Origin of the sequence: Stanieria cyanosphaera PCC 7437 (genome assembly GCF_000317575.1) — a bacterium.
Lineage (GTDB): Bacteria > Cyanobacteriota > Cyanobacteriia > Cyanobacteriales > Xenococcaceae > Stanieria > Stanieria cyanosphaera.
The window spans coordinates 3021054-3040926 of the sequence record NC_019748.1 but is presented as its reverse complement, the minus strand read 5'-3'; the positions used below and the strand labels follow the sequence as shown (position 1 = coordinate 3040926).

At 37.3% G+C, this 19873-nt stretch carries 4 protein-coding genes; all 4 read left to right on the top strand.

Features of this window, described 5'->3' with window-relative positions; translation table 11 throughout:
* The first annotated feature begins 234 nt into the window (after nt 1-234).
* The 4 genes from STA7437_RS13085 (at nt 235) to STA7437_RS13070 (ending at nt 19861) form a co-directional block, all read left to right on the top strand.
* A complete protein-coding gene (locus tag STA7437_RS13085) occupies nt 235-5748 on the top strand; it encodes a non-ribosomal peptide synthetase (RefSeq protein WP_015193868.1) in 5514 nt (1837 codons plus the stop codon).
* The gene (locus STA7437_RS13080) at nt 5748-10352 is read left to right on the top strand and encodes a type I polyketide synthase (protein ID WP_015193867.1); all 4605 of its coding nucleotides are present in this window, start codon (nt 5748-5750) and stop codon (nt 10350-10352) included. The genes STA7437_RS13085 and STA7437_RS13080 overlap by 1 nt, the downstream gene beginning before the upstream one ends.
* Nucleotides 10353-10437: 85 nt before the next feature.
* On the top strand, nt 10438-15177 hold the full coding sequence (locus STA7437_RS13075) for a non-ribosomal peptide synthetase (protein WP_015193866.1): 4740 nt from the start codon (nt 10438-10440) through the stop codon (nt 15175-15177).
* A gap of 88 nt (nt 15178-15265) precedes the next feature.
* Complete coding sequence (locus tag STA7437_RS13070; protein WP_015193865.1) at nt 15266-19861, top strand: non-ribosomal peptide synthetase; 4596 nt, start codon at nt 15266-15268, stop codon at nt 19859-19861.
* Nucleotides 19862-19873 lie beyond the last annotated feature (12 nt).

The window sequence follows — 19873 nt, the reverse complement described above, 5'->3', positions numbered from 1 at the left end:
TCATGCTTTGCAAAGATAAATAAGAATTATTTGCATTAATTGGCAAAACGCTGTACAGTAAAATTGCTGAATAATCCAAACAGTTTATATGAGTTCAAAGCAATACTGTTCATCAATCTAATAGCTGAACGAAACCCATCAATTAAAAATTGACAGCCACATAGGTGCGTAGGCTTGAGCGACGCTGCCGTTATAAATAACTAATCAATTTTTGCCTACATTGTGATTGCAAAGATGAATCAACTTGACAATAACTTACTAACAAGTCATAACTACTTTTCGGTTGTCCAACTTCTGCGTCAGCAAAGTCGCAAACAACCCAATGCCGATGCTTTTATTTTTTTAGAAGACGGGGAAAATCAAGAGACTAAAGTTACTTATCAAGAGTTAGATCTGCATAGTCGACGAATTGCTGCTTATCTGCAAAGAATGGGATTAACAGGAGAAAGAGCTTTATTACTTTATCCTTCAGGGTTAGATTATTTAGCAGCTTTTTTTGGTTGTTTATATGCAGGAGTAATTGCTGTTCCTGCTTATCCACCACAAAACCAAAGAAATACGCCTCGTATACAAGCTATTGTAGCAGATTCTCAAGCTGCGATCTCGGCGCAGCCGAGGCGCGAAGCGATCGCTTTAACAACTAAGACACTTGTACCTAAAATGGAGTCTTGGTTAGGAAATTTAAAATGGCTGGCAACAGACGATTTAGTTACAAAAATTGAAGCTCATTGGCAAGAATTAGATTTAGATCGAGATACAATTGCTTTTTTACAATATACATCAGGTTCGACAGGTACACCAAAAGGAGTAATGGTAAGTCATGGTAATTTACTGCACAATGCAGCAATGACTTATCGTTGGATGGGACATTCACCAAAGAGTAAGTTTGTTTCTTGGCTACCGATTTATCATGACATGGGATTGATTGGTGGGATTTTGCAACCTTTGTATGGTGGTTTTCCCTGTGTTTTGATGTCGCCTACTTCTTTTTTACAACGTCCCTATCGTTGGTTACAAGCTATTTCTAAATATCAAGGAACTACAAGTGGTGCGCCCAATTTTGCTTATGAATTGTGTCTTAGAAAGATTAGTAGCGAACAACGTTCCTGTTTAGATTTAAGTAGTTGGCAAGTAGCATTTAATGGTGCAGAACCGATTCGTCATGAGACTTTAAAGGAATTTGCTGCAACTTTTGCTGAATGTGGCTTTCGTGAGGAAGCTTTTTATCCTTGTTATGGCATGGCGGAAGCAACTCTGTTGGTTGCTGGAAGAAGGCAAGGGGAAAAGGAGAAAAGGGGAAATCTTAGTAAAGCTATAGATAAGTTGGCTTTGGCTGAAAATCGCATTGTGGAAGTCTTTGAGGAAAATAGAAATAGTAAAACTTTAGTTGGTTGTGGTACAAGTATTCCTGGGCAAAAAATTGTAATTGTTAATCCTGACACTTTGACTCTTTGTGAAAACAACTGTGTTGGGGAGATTTGGGTTACTGGGGATAGTGTTGCTAAGGGTTATTGGAATCGTTTAGAAGAGACTGAAGAAGTATTTCACGCAAAGACGCACAGATGTAAAGAGGAGGCTGATTTTCTCCGCAATAATGATACATCCATTGAGCAACATCATTTTCTACGCACTGGTGATTTGGGTTTTCTGGATGATTCGGGAGAGTTGTTTGTTACTGGTAGACTGAAAGATTTAATTATTATCAGGGGGCGTAATCTTTATCCGCAAGATATTGAATTAACTGCGCAGAGAAGTCATGATGCTTTACGTTTGGATAGTAATGCAGCTTTTACGGTAGAGATAGACAATGATGAGAAATTATTAATTGTACAAGAGTTAGAGTTTCGCGCTAAACCTAATCTAGAAGAAGTAATTACAGCTATTCGGCAAACTGTAACTGAAACCCATGAGATAGAAGTTTATGGTGTGGTTTTAATTAAACCTGGTTCGATTCCCAAAACTTCAAGTGGAAAAATTCAACGTCGAACAACTAGAAACAAGTTTTTAGAGGGTAGATTAGATACGGTTGCTAGTAGTGTTTTAGAAACTCAGGAATGGGTTGATGCAGAGAATAATTTAATTAAAAAAGAACTTTTACAACTGTCTCCCCAAGAACTTTTAACCCAATATCTGCAATCAAAAGTTGCTCAGGTACTTAAAAGATTGCCTCAAGACATTAATTTAGATCATTCTTTAACTTCTTTAGGACTTGATTCTTTAAAAGTCTTTGAATTAAAAAATCAGATCGAAGCTGACTTAGAAGTAACAATTGCGATCGCGAATTTGTTTTCTGGATGCACAACGCGATCGCTTTCTAATAAGATATTAGCTCAATTAAAAACAAATAGTTCTAAAGGATCGAGTTCTCTTCAACGAGTTACTACTAGTAATAATATTCATCCAGTTTCTTTTGCTCAAGCTAGACTTTGGTTTTTAGATCGTCTTAAATCTGGTAATCCTGCCTATAATATCTCGTTTGCGGTGCAGATTGAAGGCAAACTGGAAGTTCAGGCTTTAGAAAACTCTCTTAATCAGGTTATTGCTAGACACGAAATACTGAGAACTTCTTTTGCTACATCAGAAGGGAAACCAGTACAAGTAATTCATCCTGCTTTGACAGTCACTTTGTCAGTAGTTGACGGGGAGAAATTTGATTGTTTTCCATCTGAAAGTATTGGGCAAAAAGATATTGATCTTAATTTAATTACAACACAAGAACATCAACAGCCTTTCGATCTCACTCAAATACCTCTGTTACGACTGAAATTATTAAGGCTTGCTTCAGAAAAACATCTTTTACTGTTGACGATGCACCATATTATTGCTGATGGTTTGTCAGCAGAAGTCTTCATGACAGAAGTTGCTCAACATTATCAGAGATTATCTGTACCAGAATTACCAATCCAGTATAAAGACTTTGTTTATTGGCAACAGCAATCATTTCAAGAACAGAAATTAATTGATTATTGGAAGCAAAAACTTAAAGATGCACCGCCTCTATTACAACTACCTACAGATCGACCAAGACCACCAGTACAAAGTTATCAAGGTAAAAGTCAAGCTTGGGAATTACCAGCAAGTTTAACACAACAGTTACAAAATCTTGCTCAACAGGAAAAGGTTACTCTATTTATGTTGTTGCTAGCAGGATTTAAAACTTTACTTTATCGATATACTGGACAAGAAGATTTGCTTGTTGGTTCACCAATAGCTAATCGTAACCATGAAAAATTAAAAGAATTAATCGGCTTTTTTGTCAATACTCTAGTACTGCGGAGTAATTTAGCAGGAAATCCCAGTTTCTTAGACTTATTATCTCAGATTCGTCAGGTAGCATTAGAAGCTTACGCCCATCAAGATTTACCTTTCGATAAATTAGTAGAAGTATTACAACCAGAAAGAGATTTAAGCTATACACCTTTGTTTCAGGTGATGTTTGCTTGGCAAAATGCACCTCAGTTACCAACAATTCCCGATTTAACTTTTAGTGAATTTAAAGTCGATCCTCGAATAGCACAATTCGATCTCAGTGTATCAATTGAAAATACAGCAGAAAAATTAATTGCTACCTTTGAATACAATACGGATTTATTTGATGATGCAACTATTAACAGGATGATAAGTCATTATCAAAATTTGTTAACAGGAATTGTTGTTCATCCTCAAGCCAAATTATCAGACATACCTTTATTATCGAACCAAGAAAGACAGCAATTACTAATTGATTGGAATCCAACTCTAGTTGACTATTCACAAGATGTTTCGATTCAACAACTTTTTGAGACACAGGTAAAGCAAAATCCTGATGCTGTAGCAGTAGTTTTTGGCAACCAAAAATTAACCTATCAACAGTTAAATAATCAGGCAAATCAACTAGCTCATTATCTACAAGAAATTGGGGTAAAACCAGAAGTATTAGTTGGGGTTTATTTAGAATGTTCTTTAAAAGTTTTTATTGCTATTTTAGGAATTATTAAAGCAGGTGGTGTTTATCTTCCTCTCGATCCCGAATATCCTACCGAAAGAATCGCTTGGATGTTACAAGATGCTTCTCCAGCAGTTATTTTGTCGCAAGAATATCTCAGAAAAAAAATACCAACTCGTTCAGCTAAAGTTATTTGTTTAGATTCTGAATGGAACAATATTAGTCAGAAAAGTTCAGAAAATTTAGAGATTCGGATTACATCGGAAAATGCAGTTTATACAATTTATACTTCAGGTTCAACAGGTAAACCAAAAGGCGTAGTTTGTACCTATGGTGGTTTAGTTAATACTTATTTAGCGTGGCAAAAAGCTAACTTGTTACCTGATAGTAATAACAGTTGTTTTTTACAAATGGCGAGTTTCTCCTTTGATGTTTTTACAGGAGATTTAATTAAAGCCTTATGTTCGGGAGCGAAATTAGTAATTTGTCCTAAAGAGTTGCTCTTAGAACCGAAAAAACTTTATCAATTAATGCTCCAAGAAAAAGTTAACTGTGCTGATTTTGTCCCAGCCGTCTTGATGAATTTAGTTAATTATTTAGAGCAAACCAAGCAAAGTTTAGATTTCATAAAATTGTTGATAGTTGGTTCTGATAGTTGGTACGTCCAAGACTATCAAAGAGTTAAAAAATTATGTGGTTTAAATACTAAATTAATTAATGCCTATGGTGTTAGTGAAGCGACTATTGATAGTACTTATTTTGAAGCTAAACAATTAAACTTATCAAGCGATCGCATTGTTTCTATTGGTCGTCCTTTTCCTAATACCCTAGTTTATTTATTAGATCATAATTTACAACCAGTTCCCATTGGAGTTTGGGGTGAAATTTATCTCGGTGGTGTTAGTTTAGCTAGAGGATATTTAAATAATTCTGAATTAACCAAAAAGAAATTCATTCCTAACCCTTTTACAGTAACCAGTAGAGACGTTCCATGGAACGTCTGTACACCAGTTATCAGTATTAGCTCTTCTGCACCTTTACACCCCTGCATCCTGACACCAATACTGTACAAAACTGGAGATAAAGCCCGATATCTACCTGATGGTAATATTGAATTTTTAGAGAGAGTTGATAATCAGATTAAGATTCGAGGTTTTCGGATTGAAATAACTGAAATTGAAGCATTTATAAATAAATATCAAGATATTAAACAAGCTGTAGTTATTGTTGACAATCAAGACTCAAATAATAAAACTTTGGTAGCTTATCTAGTTCTACAACAACCAGAAACAGATAAATTAACAGAAGAATTAATTCAAAAATTAAGAACTTATTTAAAAGAACATTTACCCGATTACATGATTCCTACTAAATGGCAATTATTGAAAGAATTACCTTTAACTGTCAATGGTAAAACTGATCGAAAATTTTTAAAAACAATTAAGATCGAGGACAATTTACAAATTACCTCTACTACAAATTTACCTCGTAATCAACAAGAGCAAATAATCGCCGAAATTTGGCAAGAAATACTTCAGAGAGAAAACATTGATGTTAATGATAACTTTTTTGATGTAGGTGGTCATTCTTTACTTTTAGCTCAAGTACAAGAAAAACTAGAAAGTTCTTTCCAAATAAATTTAACTATTACGGATTTATTTAAATATCCCAGTATTAGTTCTTTAGCTAATTATTTAAATCAAAGAGAAAATAATTCTTTCACAATAACTAACCGCAATAATTCTGAGCAATTTATTAATCGCATTGACAAACAAAAAAATGCGCTCGCTCGTAGAAAGCAAGTAAGGAGGAAAAGTAAATAATGAATAGTGGAGCAAGTTTAAATACTGAAGAAAGTATTGCCATTATCGGTATGGATGGTCGTTTTCCTGGAGCTAAAAATATCGAGCAATTCTGGGAGAACCTTAAAGCAGGTAGAGAATCTATTACTCAATTAACTGATGATCAATTATTAGCTAGTGGCGTAGATAAAACTGTTATTAATGATCCTAATTATGTTAAAGCAGGAGCATTTTTAGAAGATATCGATCTCTTTGATGCTAATTTTTTTGGTTACAATCCTCAAGAAGCATCCGCGCTCGATCCTCAACATCGTATCTTTTTAGAATGTGCCTATTCTGCTTTGGAAAATGCTGGTTATAATCCAGATAAATATACAGGTAAAATTGGTATTTTTGCTGGAGTGGGTTGGAATAATTATTTATTATTTAACCTCAATCCCAATGAAGATTTTTTTAAGACTGCTTTAGGTTATCAAACAATAATTGGTAACGAAAAAGATTTTTTAACTACTCGCATTTCTTATCTATTAAATCTTACGGGAATAAGTATTGATATACAAACAGCTTGTTCCACATCTTTAGTTACTACTTCAATGGCTTGTCAAAGTTTATTAACTTATCAATCTGACATAACTTTGGCAGGAGGAATTAGTATTTCTAACCTCAAGAAAACGGGATATTTGTATCAGGAAGGAGGAATTTTATCGCCTGATGGACATTGCCGTGCTTTTGATGCCCAAGCACAGGGAACTGTGCCAGGAAGTGGGGTTGGTGTAGTTGTTTTAAAACGTTTAGAAGATGCTTTAGCTGATGGCGACTGCATTCATGCTGTTATTCGCGGTTCGGCAATTAATAATGACGGTGCTGGTAAAATTGGCTACACTGCCCCTAGCATAGATGGACAAGCGGAAGTCATTGCCGAGGCTTTAGCTTTAGCAGAAGTTGAACCCGAAACTATTTCTTATGTTGAAACTCACGGTACGGGAACTCCTTTAGGAGATCCAATTGAAATTGCTGCATTAAACCAGGTTTTTGGAGTTCGTAAGGGCAATTCGCGAATCGCCCTTACAGAGTGCGCCCTAGGTTCGGTCAAAACTAATATCGGGCATTTAGACGCAGCAGCAGGAATTACGGGGCTAATTAAAACAGTTTTAGCACTTAAACACAAGCAAATTCCCCCTAGCTTACATTTTCAACAACCTAATCCCAAAATTGATTTCACTAATAGTTCTTTTTACGTTAATACTGAACTTCGGGAATGGAAAACCCCAGGATATTCTAGACGGGCAGGGGTTAGCTCTTTTGGGATTGGTGGTACTAATGTTCACGTGGTACTGGAAGAAGCCCCATATCTCGTAGGGGCGATTCACGAATCGCCCTTACAAAAATTGTTGATGATCTCTGCAAAAACTGAATCGGCATTAGATACAGCAACGGATAATTTAGTTGAACATTTACAAAAACATCCTGAATTAGATTTAGCGGATGTGGCGTATACCTTGCAGGTGGGGCGTAAGGAATTTAATTATCGTCGCATGGTAGTAGGGCAAGATGTTGAAGATATAGCGATCGCTCTTCAATCTAGAAATCCTCAAAGGGTTTTAACTCATTGTACCCAACAGGAACGTTATTCAATTGTGTTTATGTTTCCTGGGCAAGGTTCTCAGTATGTCAATATGGGGAAAGAACTGTATGAAACTGAACCTGTATTTCGTGAGTGGATCGATCGCTGTTGTCAATTATTAGAACCTGAATTGGGTTTAGATTTGCGATCGCTATTGTATCCCATAGGGGCGATTCGCGAATCGCCCTTACCCAATTCGCCCCTACAGCAAACTGAAATAACCCAACCAGCTTTATTTGTAATTGAATATGCCTTAGCTCAATTGTGGATGTCTTGGGGAATTAAACCTCAAGCTGCCATCGGGCATAGTATTGGGGAATATGTAGCTGCAACTCTTGCTGGTGTGATGTCTTTAGAAGATGCCCTGCATTTAGTTGCACAACGAGGTAAGTTAATTCAACAAATGCCTCCAGGTTCGATGTTAGCGGTTTCTTTATCAGAGGCAGAAGTAAGGACAATTCATGAATTATCCCTACTTAACGATGAGTTATCTTTAGCTGCTAGTAATGCGCCAAATTTGTGTGTAATTTCTGGTAATACTGAAGCGATCGCTAGACTTGAAAATCAACTCAATGAGCAAGGAATTGAATGCCGTCATCTCCATACCTCTCATGCTTTTCATTCCTCAATGATGAATGACGCGATCGCGCCGTTTCAACAAGAAGTTGCTAAAGTTAAATTAAATCCGCCTCAAATGCCTTTTATTTCCTGTGTTACAGGAACTTGGATCACCGCAGAAGAGGCAACAAATCCTCATTATTGGGCAAAACATATTAGGGAAACAGTTCGTTTTGCTGCGGGAGTTGATCGACTCTTACAAAATTCTCATCAAATCCTACTAGAAGTGGGTGCAGGAAGGACTTTATCTACTTTGGTTAGACGCAATTCTTCTCAAGCAACAGGGCAAATCGTTTTGTCTTCCCTGCCTCATCCAAAGGAACAAGTTTCGGATCATGCTTTTATTTTAAATATGTTGGGTAGGTTGTGGCTGGCAGGAGTAGAAATTGATTGGTGCAATTTTTCTGCCCATCAAAAGCGTCGGCGAGTACCTTTACCCACCTATCCTTTTGAACGTCAACGTTATTGGATCGATAGTAAAGAGGCAGAAGCACCCAGAAGTAAAGGTGTAGAGGAGAATATTGCTAAAAAAGTCAATCTTTCTGATTGGTTTTATGTTCCTGCTTGGAAAAGTGTACCTCTAATTCAAACAAATGATCTTAGTAAAGAAAGCTATTTAATTTTTGTAGATAGTTCGGGAATTGGTAAACAATTAGTTGAACAATTAAGACAAAACGGAACAGAAGTAAGTACTGTATATTGTGGAGACAAGTTTAGCCAGCATGATCATAACTATAAGATTAATCCTACTAATCCAGAAGATTATCATAGTCTGTTAAAAGCGATCTCCCTTACCAGCAATCTTCCCACCAAAATTATTCACTTGTGGAGTCTTTCACCCCATCTCCCCTACAATCAATCTTTCTACAGTCTCATCTACCTTGCCCAAGCACTCGAACAACAACAACCCAAGCACAAAATTAAAATTGTCGTTGGTACAAATAGTCTTTATGACATTATCGGCAATGAAACCTTGTTTTATGAACAAGCAACAGTACTAGGCGCGCTTAAAGTAATTCCCCAAGAATACACTTACCTCGATTGTCGTCAAGTAGATCTTGTCATTCCAGAATCCGAGCAAAATTTAATTACAGAATTTACCACTGATACTAAAGATAAAATTGTTGCTTATCGAGGTAATCGTCGTTGGGTACAAACTTTTGAGCCAATTCCCCTTGCTAAAAATACTCAGGAAAAATCCAAGTTACGACAAGAAGGTGTTTACTTAATTACAGGAGGAATGGGAGGTGTTGGCTTAGTTTTAGCTGAATATTTGGCTCGTACAGTACAAGCTAAACTTATTTTATTAGGACGTTCTCAATTACCTTCCCAAGAAACATGGGATGAATGGTTAAGCAATCACGATGCAGAAGATTCTATTAGCCAAAAAATTACCAAAATTAGAGATTTAGAAGCTTTAGGCGCAGAAGTTTTAACCCTGACAGCAGATATCTGCGATCGCGCTCAGATGCAAAATGCGATCGCTGTTGCTTTAAAACGTTTTGGTAAGATCAATGGTGTTATTCATGCTGCTGGTGTGGCTGGTGGTGGCATCATTCAATTAAAAACACCAGAAATAGCTGAAAGTGTCTTTGCACCGAAAGTAACAGGAACATTAGTTCTTAATCAGGTTTTAGCAGGAATAGACTTAGATTTTCTCGTGCTTTGTTCTTCTCTTAGTTCGGTTGTAGGAGGATTTGGACAGGCTGATTATTCTGGGGCGAATGCTTTTTTAGATGTTTTCGCTCGTTGTAATCATAGTAATTGCCATACAGTAGCTATTAATTGGGATGCTTGGCAAGAAGTTGGGATGGCAGTAAATACCGAAATTCCCCCAGAAATGAAGCAATGGCAAGCAGATAATCTCAAAAATGGATTGTTGTCTGCTGAAGCAGTAGAAGTATTTGAAAGAGCTTTAGTTAGTGAATTGGCACAAGTAATTGTCTCGACTCAAGATTTAGCCACAGCAATCGAGCAAAATAATAATTTTCTGGCTACCTATACTACACAAAAACCCGATTCTAATTATCAACATCTGAGTAAAAATTATGTTGCTCCTAGTAACAAAATTGAAAAAACTATTGCAAAAATTTGGCAAGAAGTGATAGGGTTTGAAAAGATTGGAATTCATGACAACTTTTTTGAGTTAGGCGGGCATTCTCTGCTCGCTGTACAGGTTACTTCTCGCCTACGGGAAGCTTTTAATTTAGATTTACCCTTAAGGACGCTTCTCTTTGAAGCTCCTACTATCGCTCAGTTAGCTGATGCTATAGCGGATCAAATCACGCCAGCAGCAGACATTGATGAGATGGAACAATTATTGACAGAAATAGAGAATCTTTCGCCTGAAGCTCTTAAACAAGAACTGGCGAGGGAATCTTGAGGACATTAATAGGGTCTTTTTTTTCTGTTCTTATTAAGATTAATTATCAACAAATTTCAAGCTGACAAGATTATTAACTGATTGTATGAAGGATCTTTCTGAAAGAATTGCTGCTCTTTCTCCCGAACAAAGGGCGTTATTGGAACGCCGTTTTCAGAGCAAAGGATTAAATCAATTAAAACCACCATTAATCAGTAATTCGCAGCCAAACTCTGAGACAGGAATTCTTTCTTATGCCCAAGAAAGGTTATGGCTTCTGCATCAGTTACAACCAGATTGTCCTTTATATAATGAAATTAGTCTGTTTAAGCTAAGAGGTTGTCTCAATCTAACAGCACTCGAACAAAGCTTTAATCAAGTTCTTCAACGTCATGAGATTCTGCGGAGTCAATTTGTTGCCAAAGATGGTAAACCAGTTACTCAAATTACACCTCATCGTTGGATAACTTTGCCTGTCGTCGATATTGAGCAGGAAGCTAATGCCGAAGCAAGAGCAATGCAGTTAGCGACCGAGGAAGCTCAAAAACCCTTCGATTTGTCCGAATATCCTTTATTTAGGCTGAAACTATATCGCCTTTCAGAGCAACAATATTTGTGGCTGATGGTAGTGCATCATATCATCTGTGATGGTTGGTCAATGGGTATTTTTATTCGAGAAATAGCTACCCTGTATGCAGACTTTCAAGCAAAAAAATCTCCTTCTTTACCAGAATTATCAATTCAATACGCAGACTTTGCTTGGTGGGAAAAACAACAATCAGATCGTATTTTTGCCACTCAACTCGAATACTGGAAGCAAAAACTAAGTGGCAGTTTACCTTATTTAGAAATTCCGACTCTTAATCAGCAAATCAACCACAGCAAAGTAAATTCTTGCCGAGGTGCGAGAAAATCAATTGTACTATCCTCCCAACTCAGTCAAGCCCTCAAAACTCTGAGTCAAAAACAAAATGTCACTTTGTTTATGTTGCTCTTAGCAGCATTCAAAGTTTTGTTGTCTCGTTATACGGCTTTAGAAGATATTTTAGTAGGTTCACCTATTGCTAATCGCAACCGTCCAGAATTAGAAGACGCGATCGGTCTTTTTGTTAATACTTTAGTACTAAGAAGCGATTTATCAGGCGATCCAACTTTTGCTGAATTACTTCAACAAGTTAAACAAGTAGCTCTTGAAGCTTATTCTAACCAAGATTTACCCTTTGAAAAAATAGTCGCTCACTTACAGCCCGAAAGAAATCTGAGCCAGTCGCCTTTGTTTCAGGTGATGTTCATTTTGTACAATCTACCAAATTCAGATTTAGAACTACCAGGGTTAACCGTAGCGGAAGTACCGCTTGCTCATGGCATGGCAAAATTAGCTCTCACTCTAGAAATTCGAGACAGGGGGAGTAGTTTAGAGGCGTGTTTTGAATATAATAGCGATCGCTTTGGGGTCGCTCAGATCGAGAGAATGTTGCTTCATTATCAAACACTGTTGGAAAATGTAGTTGTTAATCCCGATTTGCATCTATCTCAAATTGATCTGTTAACAGCAGCAGAAAAACAACAGCTTTTAGTTGAATGGAATAATACTGAAGTTAAATATCCACAAGATAAATGTATTCATCAATTATTTGAGGCACAAGTAGAAAAAACTCCAGATGCAGTAGCAGTTATTTTTGAAAATCAACAACTAACCTATCGAGAATTAAATACTAGAGCCAATCAACTAGCCCATCATCTCCAGAAACTAGGAGTCAAACCAGAAGTAATAGTCGGGATTTGCTTAGAGCGATCGCTTGAACTAGTAATTGGTCTTTTAGCCATTCTCAAAGCAGGAGGTGCATACCTCCCTCTCGATCCTAGTTATCCTAGAGACAGATTAGCTTTTATGTTGGAGAACTCTCAAACTTCTATTCTAATTACTCAACGGCAAATTGAACAAAATCTTCCTCCTCATCAAGCGCAGGTAATCTTTTTAGAACAGAAGCAACCAATCAAGACAAAAGAAAGTATTGCTAATCCTATTTGTAATTTGCATATAGATAACCTAGCGTATGTCATTTATACTTCTGGTTCGACGGGTAAACCCAAAGGTGCAATGAATACCCATCGAGGGATATTAAATCGTTTACTGTGGATGCAAGAGGCTTATCAATTAACTACAGAAGATTCTGTCTTACAAAAAACTCCCTTCAGTTTTGATGTCTCCGTCTGGGAATTTTTTTGGTGTTTAATGGTAGGTGCGCGCTTAATCATTGCTAAACCTGAAGGACACCGCGATCGCAATTATTTAATCAATTTAATTAAAGAACAACAGATAACTACCATCCATTTCGTTCCTTCAATGTTACAGATTTTTCTGGAGGCAGAAGGATTAGAACATTGCCAATCTCTCAAGCGAGTTATTTGTAGTGGCGAAGCATTATCTTTTGCTTTACAAGAAAAGTTTTTTGCTCGACTTAACTGCGAGTTATACAATCTTTATGGGCCAACCGAAGCAGCTATTGATGTTACTCATTGGCGTTGTCAGAAAAATAGTTCTCTTTCTATTGTTCCTATTGGTCGTCCGATTGCCAATATTCAAATATATATTTTAGATCGAGATTTACAAACCGTTCCGATTGGAGTAGCTGGAGAGTTACACATTGGTGGAGTAGGTTTAGCTAGAGGGTATTTAAATCAACCTCAATTAACTGAAGAGAAATTTATTCCTAACCCTTTTACAGTTACCAGTCATCAGCTATCAGGTGTCAATCTTAGCAACCTGACACCAATACTGTACAAAACTGGAGACTTAGCTCGTTATCATGGCGATGGCATAATTGAGTATTTGGGCAGAATTGATCATCAGGTTAAAATTCGGGGATTTCGGATTGAATTAGGGGAAATTGAGGTAGTTATAGCTAGTTACCCGCTAGTTAAAGATTGTGTTGTTGTTGCTTATCAGGATACTACTGGGGATACAAGATTAGTTGCTTATTATATTTCTGAAGCAAAACTAGACATTAAACAATTAAGGGATTTCCTCAAATCCAAATTACCAGATTACATGATTCCTTCTGCTTTCGTTGAGTTAGAAGCTTTCCCCTTAACTCCTAATGGCAAATGCGATCGCAATTCTTTACCCATTCCCGATTTTACTCCAACTACAAGCCAATATCTTGCACCTCGTAATGCTACAGAGAAAACTTTAGCTACAATCTGGCAAGAAGTGTTGCATCTTCCCCAAGTAGGTATTGATGATAATTTCTTTGAATTGGGGGGACATTCTCTACTCGCAACTCAAGTTGTCTCTAAAATACGTCAAAGTTTATCGGTTGAGTTAGCTCTACGGTGTTTGTTTGAGTATCCAACTATTGCTCAATTAGCTAATCAAATGGAAACAATCCATACCGGCGTTGCACTACCACCAATTAAACCTGTAGCAAGAGAGCGAGATTTACCTTTATCCTTTGCCCAGCAACGACTATGGTTTTTGGCTCAATTAGAAACAGAATCTTATGCTTACAATGGTTCTAGTATTTTAGAACTGCAAGGTGAACTCAACCTAGAGGCACTTACAGCAAGCATCAACGAAATTGTCAGAAGACATGAGGTATTACGAACAAGTTTTACCATGGTTGATGGGCAACCAAAACAAAAAATTGCTCCTGAGTTAAAGATTAATTTAGCGAGCGCAGATTTACACAAGTTATCGCCAACTGAACTTGATACAGAAATCAAACAACTAACACAAGTTTATACCCAACAAGTATTTGATTTAAGCCAAGCTCCTTTATTTAGACTTAACCTCTTTCAACTGCAAACTAATCAACATCTGTTGTTAATTACCATGCATCATATTATCTCCGATGCTTGGTCAACAGGAGTATTTATTCGGGAATTGTCGGCACTTTATACAGCTTTTGTTAATAATCAACCAAATCCCCTACCAGAATTAGCAATTCAGTATGCAGATTTTGCTGTGTGGCAACGGCAATTATTACAGGGAGAGTTTTTAGCAACTCAGTTGAATTATTGGGAGCGACAATTAGGTCATAATCTTCCCGTATTAAACTTACCTACTACTCGTCCTAGACAAGAAGTTACTACTAATCCCAGTGCAAAGGAAACTTTTTTAATTCCTGTCGAGTTATCCCAAGCAATTGAGCAACTATCTCGTCGAGAAGGAGTAAGTTTGTTTATGACTGTGTTAGCAGTTTTACAGGTGTTACTCCAACGCTACACCAATCAAGATGATATTGTAGTCGGTACGGATGTAGCTAATCGTAACTGCTCGGAAATCGAACCTTTAATTGGTTTCTTTGTCAATTTATTGGTTTTAAGAACAGATTTAAGCGGTAATCCTACTTTTACGGAATTATTACAACGAGTACGCCAAGTAACTTTAGGAGCTTATGCTCATCAAGATTTACCTTTTGATCGCTTGGTTAAAGCCTTACAACCCCAACGATATTTAAGTTATACTCCGCCTCTATTTCAAGTTTTATTGGTAATGCAAAATACTCCGATGCCAGTGTTTGAGCTACCAGGATTGAGTTTAAAACTGAGGGAAGTAGAAGATACCACCACCAGATTCGATTTGGCTTTGTTTTTAAAAGAAACCGAAGCTGGAATTGAAGGGGAATGGCAATACAACGCAGATTTGTTTACCCAAACTACGATTATCAGTCTGTCTACTCACTTCCAAAATTTACTCAACAGCGTTACAGAAACACCCGATGCTCGCATTAATAATGTCAAAATGTTAAGCGATCAGGAGCTAGAAGAATTAAATCAAACAAAACAACGGAAAAAATTTTCTAAATTAAACAAATTTAACGCAATTAAACAAAAATATTAACTTTTTACTTTTGTACAGACGTAACATGTTACGTCTCTACTTTTTACTTTCTGCCTCCTCTTTACTGACTATCTAGGATTTTAAATTTATGCCAACTCCAACTCTTCAAAGTTTTCAGCTTTCACCCCAGCAACAAAGACTGTGGTTGTTACAACAAAATGATTCGAGTTATTTAACCCAAGCTGCGATCGCGATTAACGGTAATTTACAGCCAGCTAAATTAAAACAAGTTGTTGAACAAATTGTCGCTCGTCATCAAATCTTAAGGACAAATTTTTGTCGTTTACCTGGTGTCAAATTGCCAGTGATGACTATCAGAGATCGCTTTTCCTTTGGTTGGGAAGAAAAACAATTGAGCGAGTGCGAATTCAAGCTTGAGGAGTTGTTAGACTCAGCAAGTAAGCAGAAATATAACCTAGAAAGCGAGCCAATCTTACGGTTAGTTTTATACCACGTGGCAGCAAATAGCTACATCTTACTCATTACTTTACCTGCTTTATGTGGCGATCGCTGGACGTTGAAGAATCTGTTTAATGAGATTGTTGATGGTTATTCTAACTGTCTGGATCAGTCAGAGGATGAAGTTGTACAGTACGTTCAATTTTCCCAATGGCAAAATGAATTACTGACAGATGAAGATGCTGAAACAGCACAACAATTTTGGCAGCAACAACAGCTTCCTTCGGTGAGATTACCTGGAGAGAATAAGTCTTTAAATTCATCATCAATGGTGATTAAGAGTTTAGAGTTGGTACTTTCTTCAGAGTTAACAACTCAATTAGAAACAATTGCTCAACAGTATCAAACTTCCACTGAATTAATTTTATTAGCCTGTTGGCAGATATTGATTTGGCGGATCACAGAAGCACAAATGGTGATTGGGATGGAATGCGATCGCCGAGAATATGAAGAAATGCACTCAATTATGGGGTTATTAGCTACCTGGATTCCGATTAAGAGTGATTTCACCCCAGGGCTAACTTTTACTGAAGTTTTAGAACTAACTAAACAGACTTTAGAATCAGTTCGAGAATGGCAAGATTATTTTGTACCAGAAGAGGAGTTCGCTTTTCCCATTGGTTTTGAGTTTCAAGAATTACCCACTCCCAGAAATACAGAAGAAGTATCATTTTCCTTATTAAAACAATCTAGTTGTCTTGAAAAATTTACACTCGAACTCTCTGCTATTGTTCACGATACATTACAGCTAGAATTTAATTACGACCGCAACTATTTCTCTCCAGAAAGCATTACGGCAATTGCTCAACAATTTCAAAACCTGTTAGCAGATGCACTTCAAAATCCTAATACCAGAATCGAGCGATTAAATCTACTTAGTTCAAGCGATCGCCATAAGCTACTCTATGAGTTTAATCAAACCCAACAAAATTATCCTCAAGATCAATGTATTCATCAACTGTTTGAAGCACAGGTAGAAAAAACACCCGATCACATCGCTATTATCTTTGAAGAGGAACAGTTAACGTATGCTCAACTCAACCAACAAGCCAATCAACTAGCTTTCTATCTACGCCAAAGAGGTGTTCAACCTGAAGTTTTAGTAGGCTTGTACTTAGAAAAATCTCATTTAGCAATTATCGCGCTGTTAGGAATTCTCAAAGCAGGAGGCGCATATTTACCTTTAGATTCTAACTTTCCTGCCACAGCCTTGAGCGATCGCTTGGAAGCAGCGAAAATAGTTTTAAGCGATCAAACATTAGCTTCTAATTTAGCTCAATTTACCAAAGAAATAATATGTCTCGATGCAGACTGGGAAAAGATTGAAGCTCAAAGTCATGCCAATCTTCTCAACGAAACAAACAGAGAAAATCTGGCTTATGTGTTGTTTACTTCTGGTTCGACGGGAAAACCCAAAGGAGTCGCCATCGAACACCAACAACTCCTTAATTATTACTACGCCATCTCAGAGAGAATCAATTTAGCCGAACATCAAAGCTTTGCCCTGGTTTCCTCCCTCACCGCCGACTTGGGCAATACAATGATCTTTCCTGCTTTGTTAACTGGGGGATGTCTGCATATCATTTCTCCAGAAATAGCAACCAATCCCGAAGCCTTTGCGGATTATTGCACTCGCTATTCCCTAGATTGCCTAAAAATCGTTCCTTCTCACCTCAATGCTTTACTCAGTGCAGCCGAACCACAGAAAATCTTACCAAAAAAATGCTTAATTTTAGGCGGAGAAACTTTAAACTGGCAATTAGTTCATAAAATCCGACAATATCAACCTCATTGCCAAATTTTCAACCATTACGGTCCTACAGAAACAACCGTCGGCGTTTGTACTTTTGCAGTTACCAACGAAACCACTGTCTTACCATCTGAAACCGTTCCGTTAGGTAAAGCGATCGCTAATACCCAAATTTACCTTCTCGATCGTAATTTACAACCAGTACCTATCGGCGTACCAGGAGAAATCTATATCGGTGGTTTACAAGTGAGTAGAGGTTATTTAAATCAGCCTCAATTAACTGCTGAAAAGTTTATTCCTAACCCTTTTACAGTTACCAGTAGAGACGTTCCATGGAACGTCTGTACACCAGTTATCAGTATTAGCTCTTCTGCACCTTTACACCCCTGCATCCTGACACCAATACTGTATAAAACTGGAGATAAGGCACGTTATCTACCCGATGGTAATTTAGAATTTTTAGGTAGAATCGACCATCAAGTTAAAATTCGGGGTTATCGCATCGAATTAGGGGAAATAGAAGCGACACTACAACAACATCCTAGTCTAAAAGACGCGATCGCTACAGTTACAACTGACAAATCTGAAACTAAACGTCTGGTTGCTTATGTCGTTCCCCAACCACAGCAACAATTAAGCGATGCCGACATACACGCTTTCCTTCAACAAAAATTACCAGACTATATGGTTCCTGGGATATTTGTCCAGTTAAAGACTTTACCTTTAACACCCAACGGCAAGGTAAATAGACAAGCATTACCCGAACCAGAACGAGTTACATCCCAGTCAGAAAAAGAGTTTGTTTCTCCTCGTAACCCCACAGAAGCAATCTTAGTGGATATTTGGGCAACCGTCTTAGAAATGGAACGAGTCAGCATTCATGATAATTTCTTCGAGTTAGGGGGAGACTCAATTTTAAGTATTCAAATTGTTGCCAAAGTTAACCAAGCAGGGTTACAAGCTACTCCAAAACAAATCTTTGAATATCCTACCGTCGCTAGTTTAGCAGCAGAAATAACGACTAAGGAAATTGAGGTAACTCCTCAAGAGGAAAATAATTATCAACCTCTCTTACTTGAATTAAAAGATAAAATTGCACCGAATTTATTAGAGTCAATTGAAGACATCTACGAACTGACACCGATACAAAAGGGTATCCTGTTCCACAGTTTATATGATTCGGAAAACGGACTTTATTTATTTCAAGCTACCTTTACTTTAAAAACCTTACTTGATCGCAATGCCTTTGAACAAGCTTGGCAACAAGTAGTCCAACGACACACAATCTTACGCACAGGCTTTTATTGGGAAGATGTGGAACGACCTTTACAAGTTGTTTACAAACAAGTAACAGTCCCCTTTGAATATCATGACTGGCGAGGAGTTGAGCAGCAACAAGAGCAAATGAACTTCTTCTTAGAAAGCGATCGTTCTAATAGTTTCGCTCTCACTCAACCTTGTCCAATGCGTTTGACTTTATTCCGCTTGGCGGAGAATCTTTACGAATTAGTTTGGACTAGACATTTTATTGTCGCAGATGGTTGGTCTGCCCCGCTACTCCTCGATGAAGTAGTTCAAATTTATCTATCTATCTGTAAAAAACGAGAATTATCTTTAGCTCCTAGTACTCCTTTCCGCAGTTACATTAACTGGTTACAAAAACAAGACCCATCTAAAGCAGAGCAATTTTGGCGCACGATGCTCAAAGGAATTAAAACTCCTACCTCTTTAGATAATTTATATGGTTGCGATGAGCCAGATCCAGAATACGAAGATCGACAAATTGCTTTATCTCCAGCCATGAGTAGCGCGCTCAATGAGTTTGCTAAACAAAATCACTTAACTTTAAATACTTTAATCCAAGGAACTTGGGCAATCTTACTTAGTTATTACAGTAGTCAAGCAGAAGTAGTTTATGGCTGTACCGTATCTGGTCGTCCGCCTGAATTAGATGGTGTGGAATCGATTGCAGGGATGTTACTTAATACTTTACCTGTCAGAGTAAAAGTCGATCCTAACGAGACTATTTTACCTTGGCTCAAACAACTCCAAAACTTATTAGTTGAAATTCGTCAATACGAATATAGTCCATTAGTAGAGGTAAAAGTGTGGAGTGAAATGCCCCCAAATTCGCCTTTATTTGAAAGTATTGTTGTCTTTGAAAATCTACCAGAACCTGAGAGTTTACGGGAAGATAAAAGAGAAATAGAAACTACTAGCTTCAACACTTTTTATAAAATTAATTACCCCATTACTGTCGTTGTCGTTCCCGTTTTTCCTTTATTAGTAGGAATCAACTATGACTTTAATGTCGTTGCTCGCAGCACCATTGACGCGATTTTAACTCATTTTGAAATTTTACTCAACTTTATTGTCAATCATCCTGATAGTTGTTTGCAAGATATATCACTTTTAACAGAAAAACAAAAACAAACTATCGCGAGGTTAGAACAACAAATTACTTTTAATTTTTAAATTTTTTAAGGG

What these genes read in the sequence shown, in the direction of transcription:
- STA7437_RS13070 (WP_015193865.1), top strand. Translation starts at nt 15,266, where the DNA reads ATGCCAACTCCAACTCTTCAAAGTTTTCAGCTTTCACCCCAGCAACAA.
- STA7437_RS13075 (WP_015193866.1), top strand. Translation starts at nt 10,438, where the DNA reads ATGAAGGATCTTTCTGAAAGAATTGCTGCTCTTTCTCCCGAACAAAGG.
- STA7437_RS13080 (WP_015193867.1), top strand. Translation starts at nt 5,748, where the DNA reads ATGAATAGTGGAGCAAGTTTAAATACTGAAGAAAGTATTGCCATTATC.
- STA7437_RS13085 (WP_015193868.1), top strand. Translation starts at nt 235, where the DNA reads ATGAATCAACTTGACAATAACTTACTAACAAGTCATAACTACTTTTCG.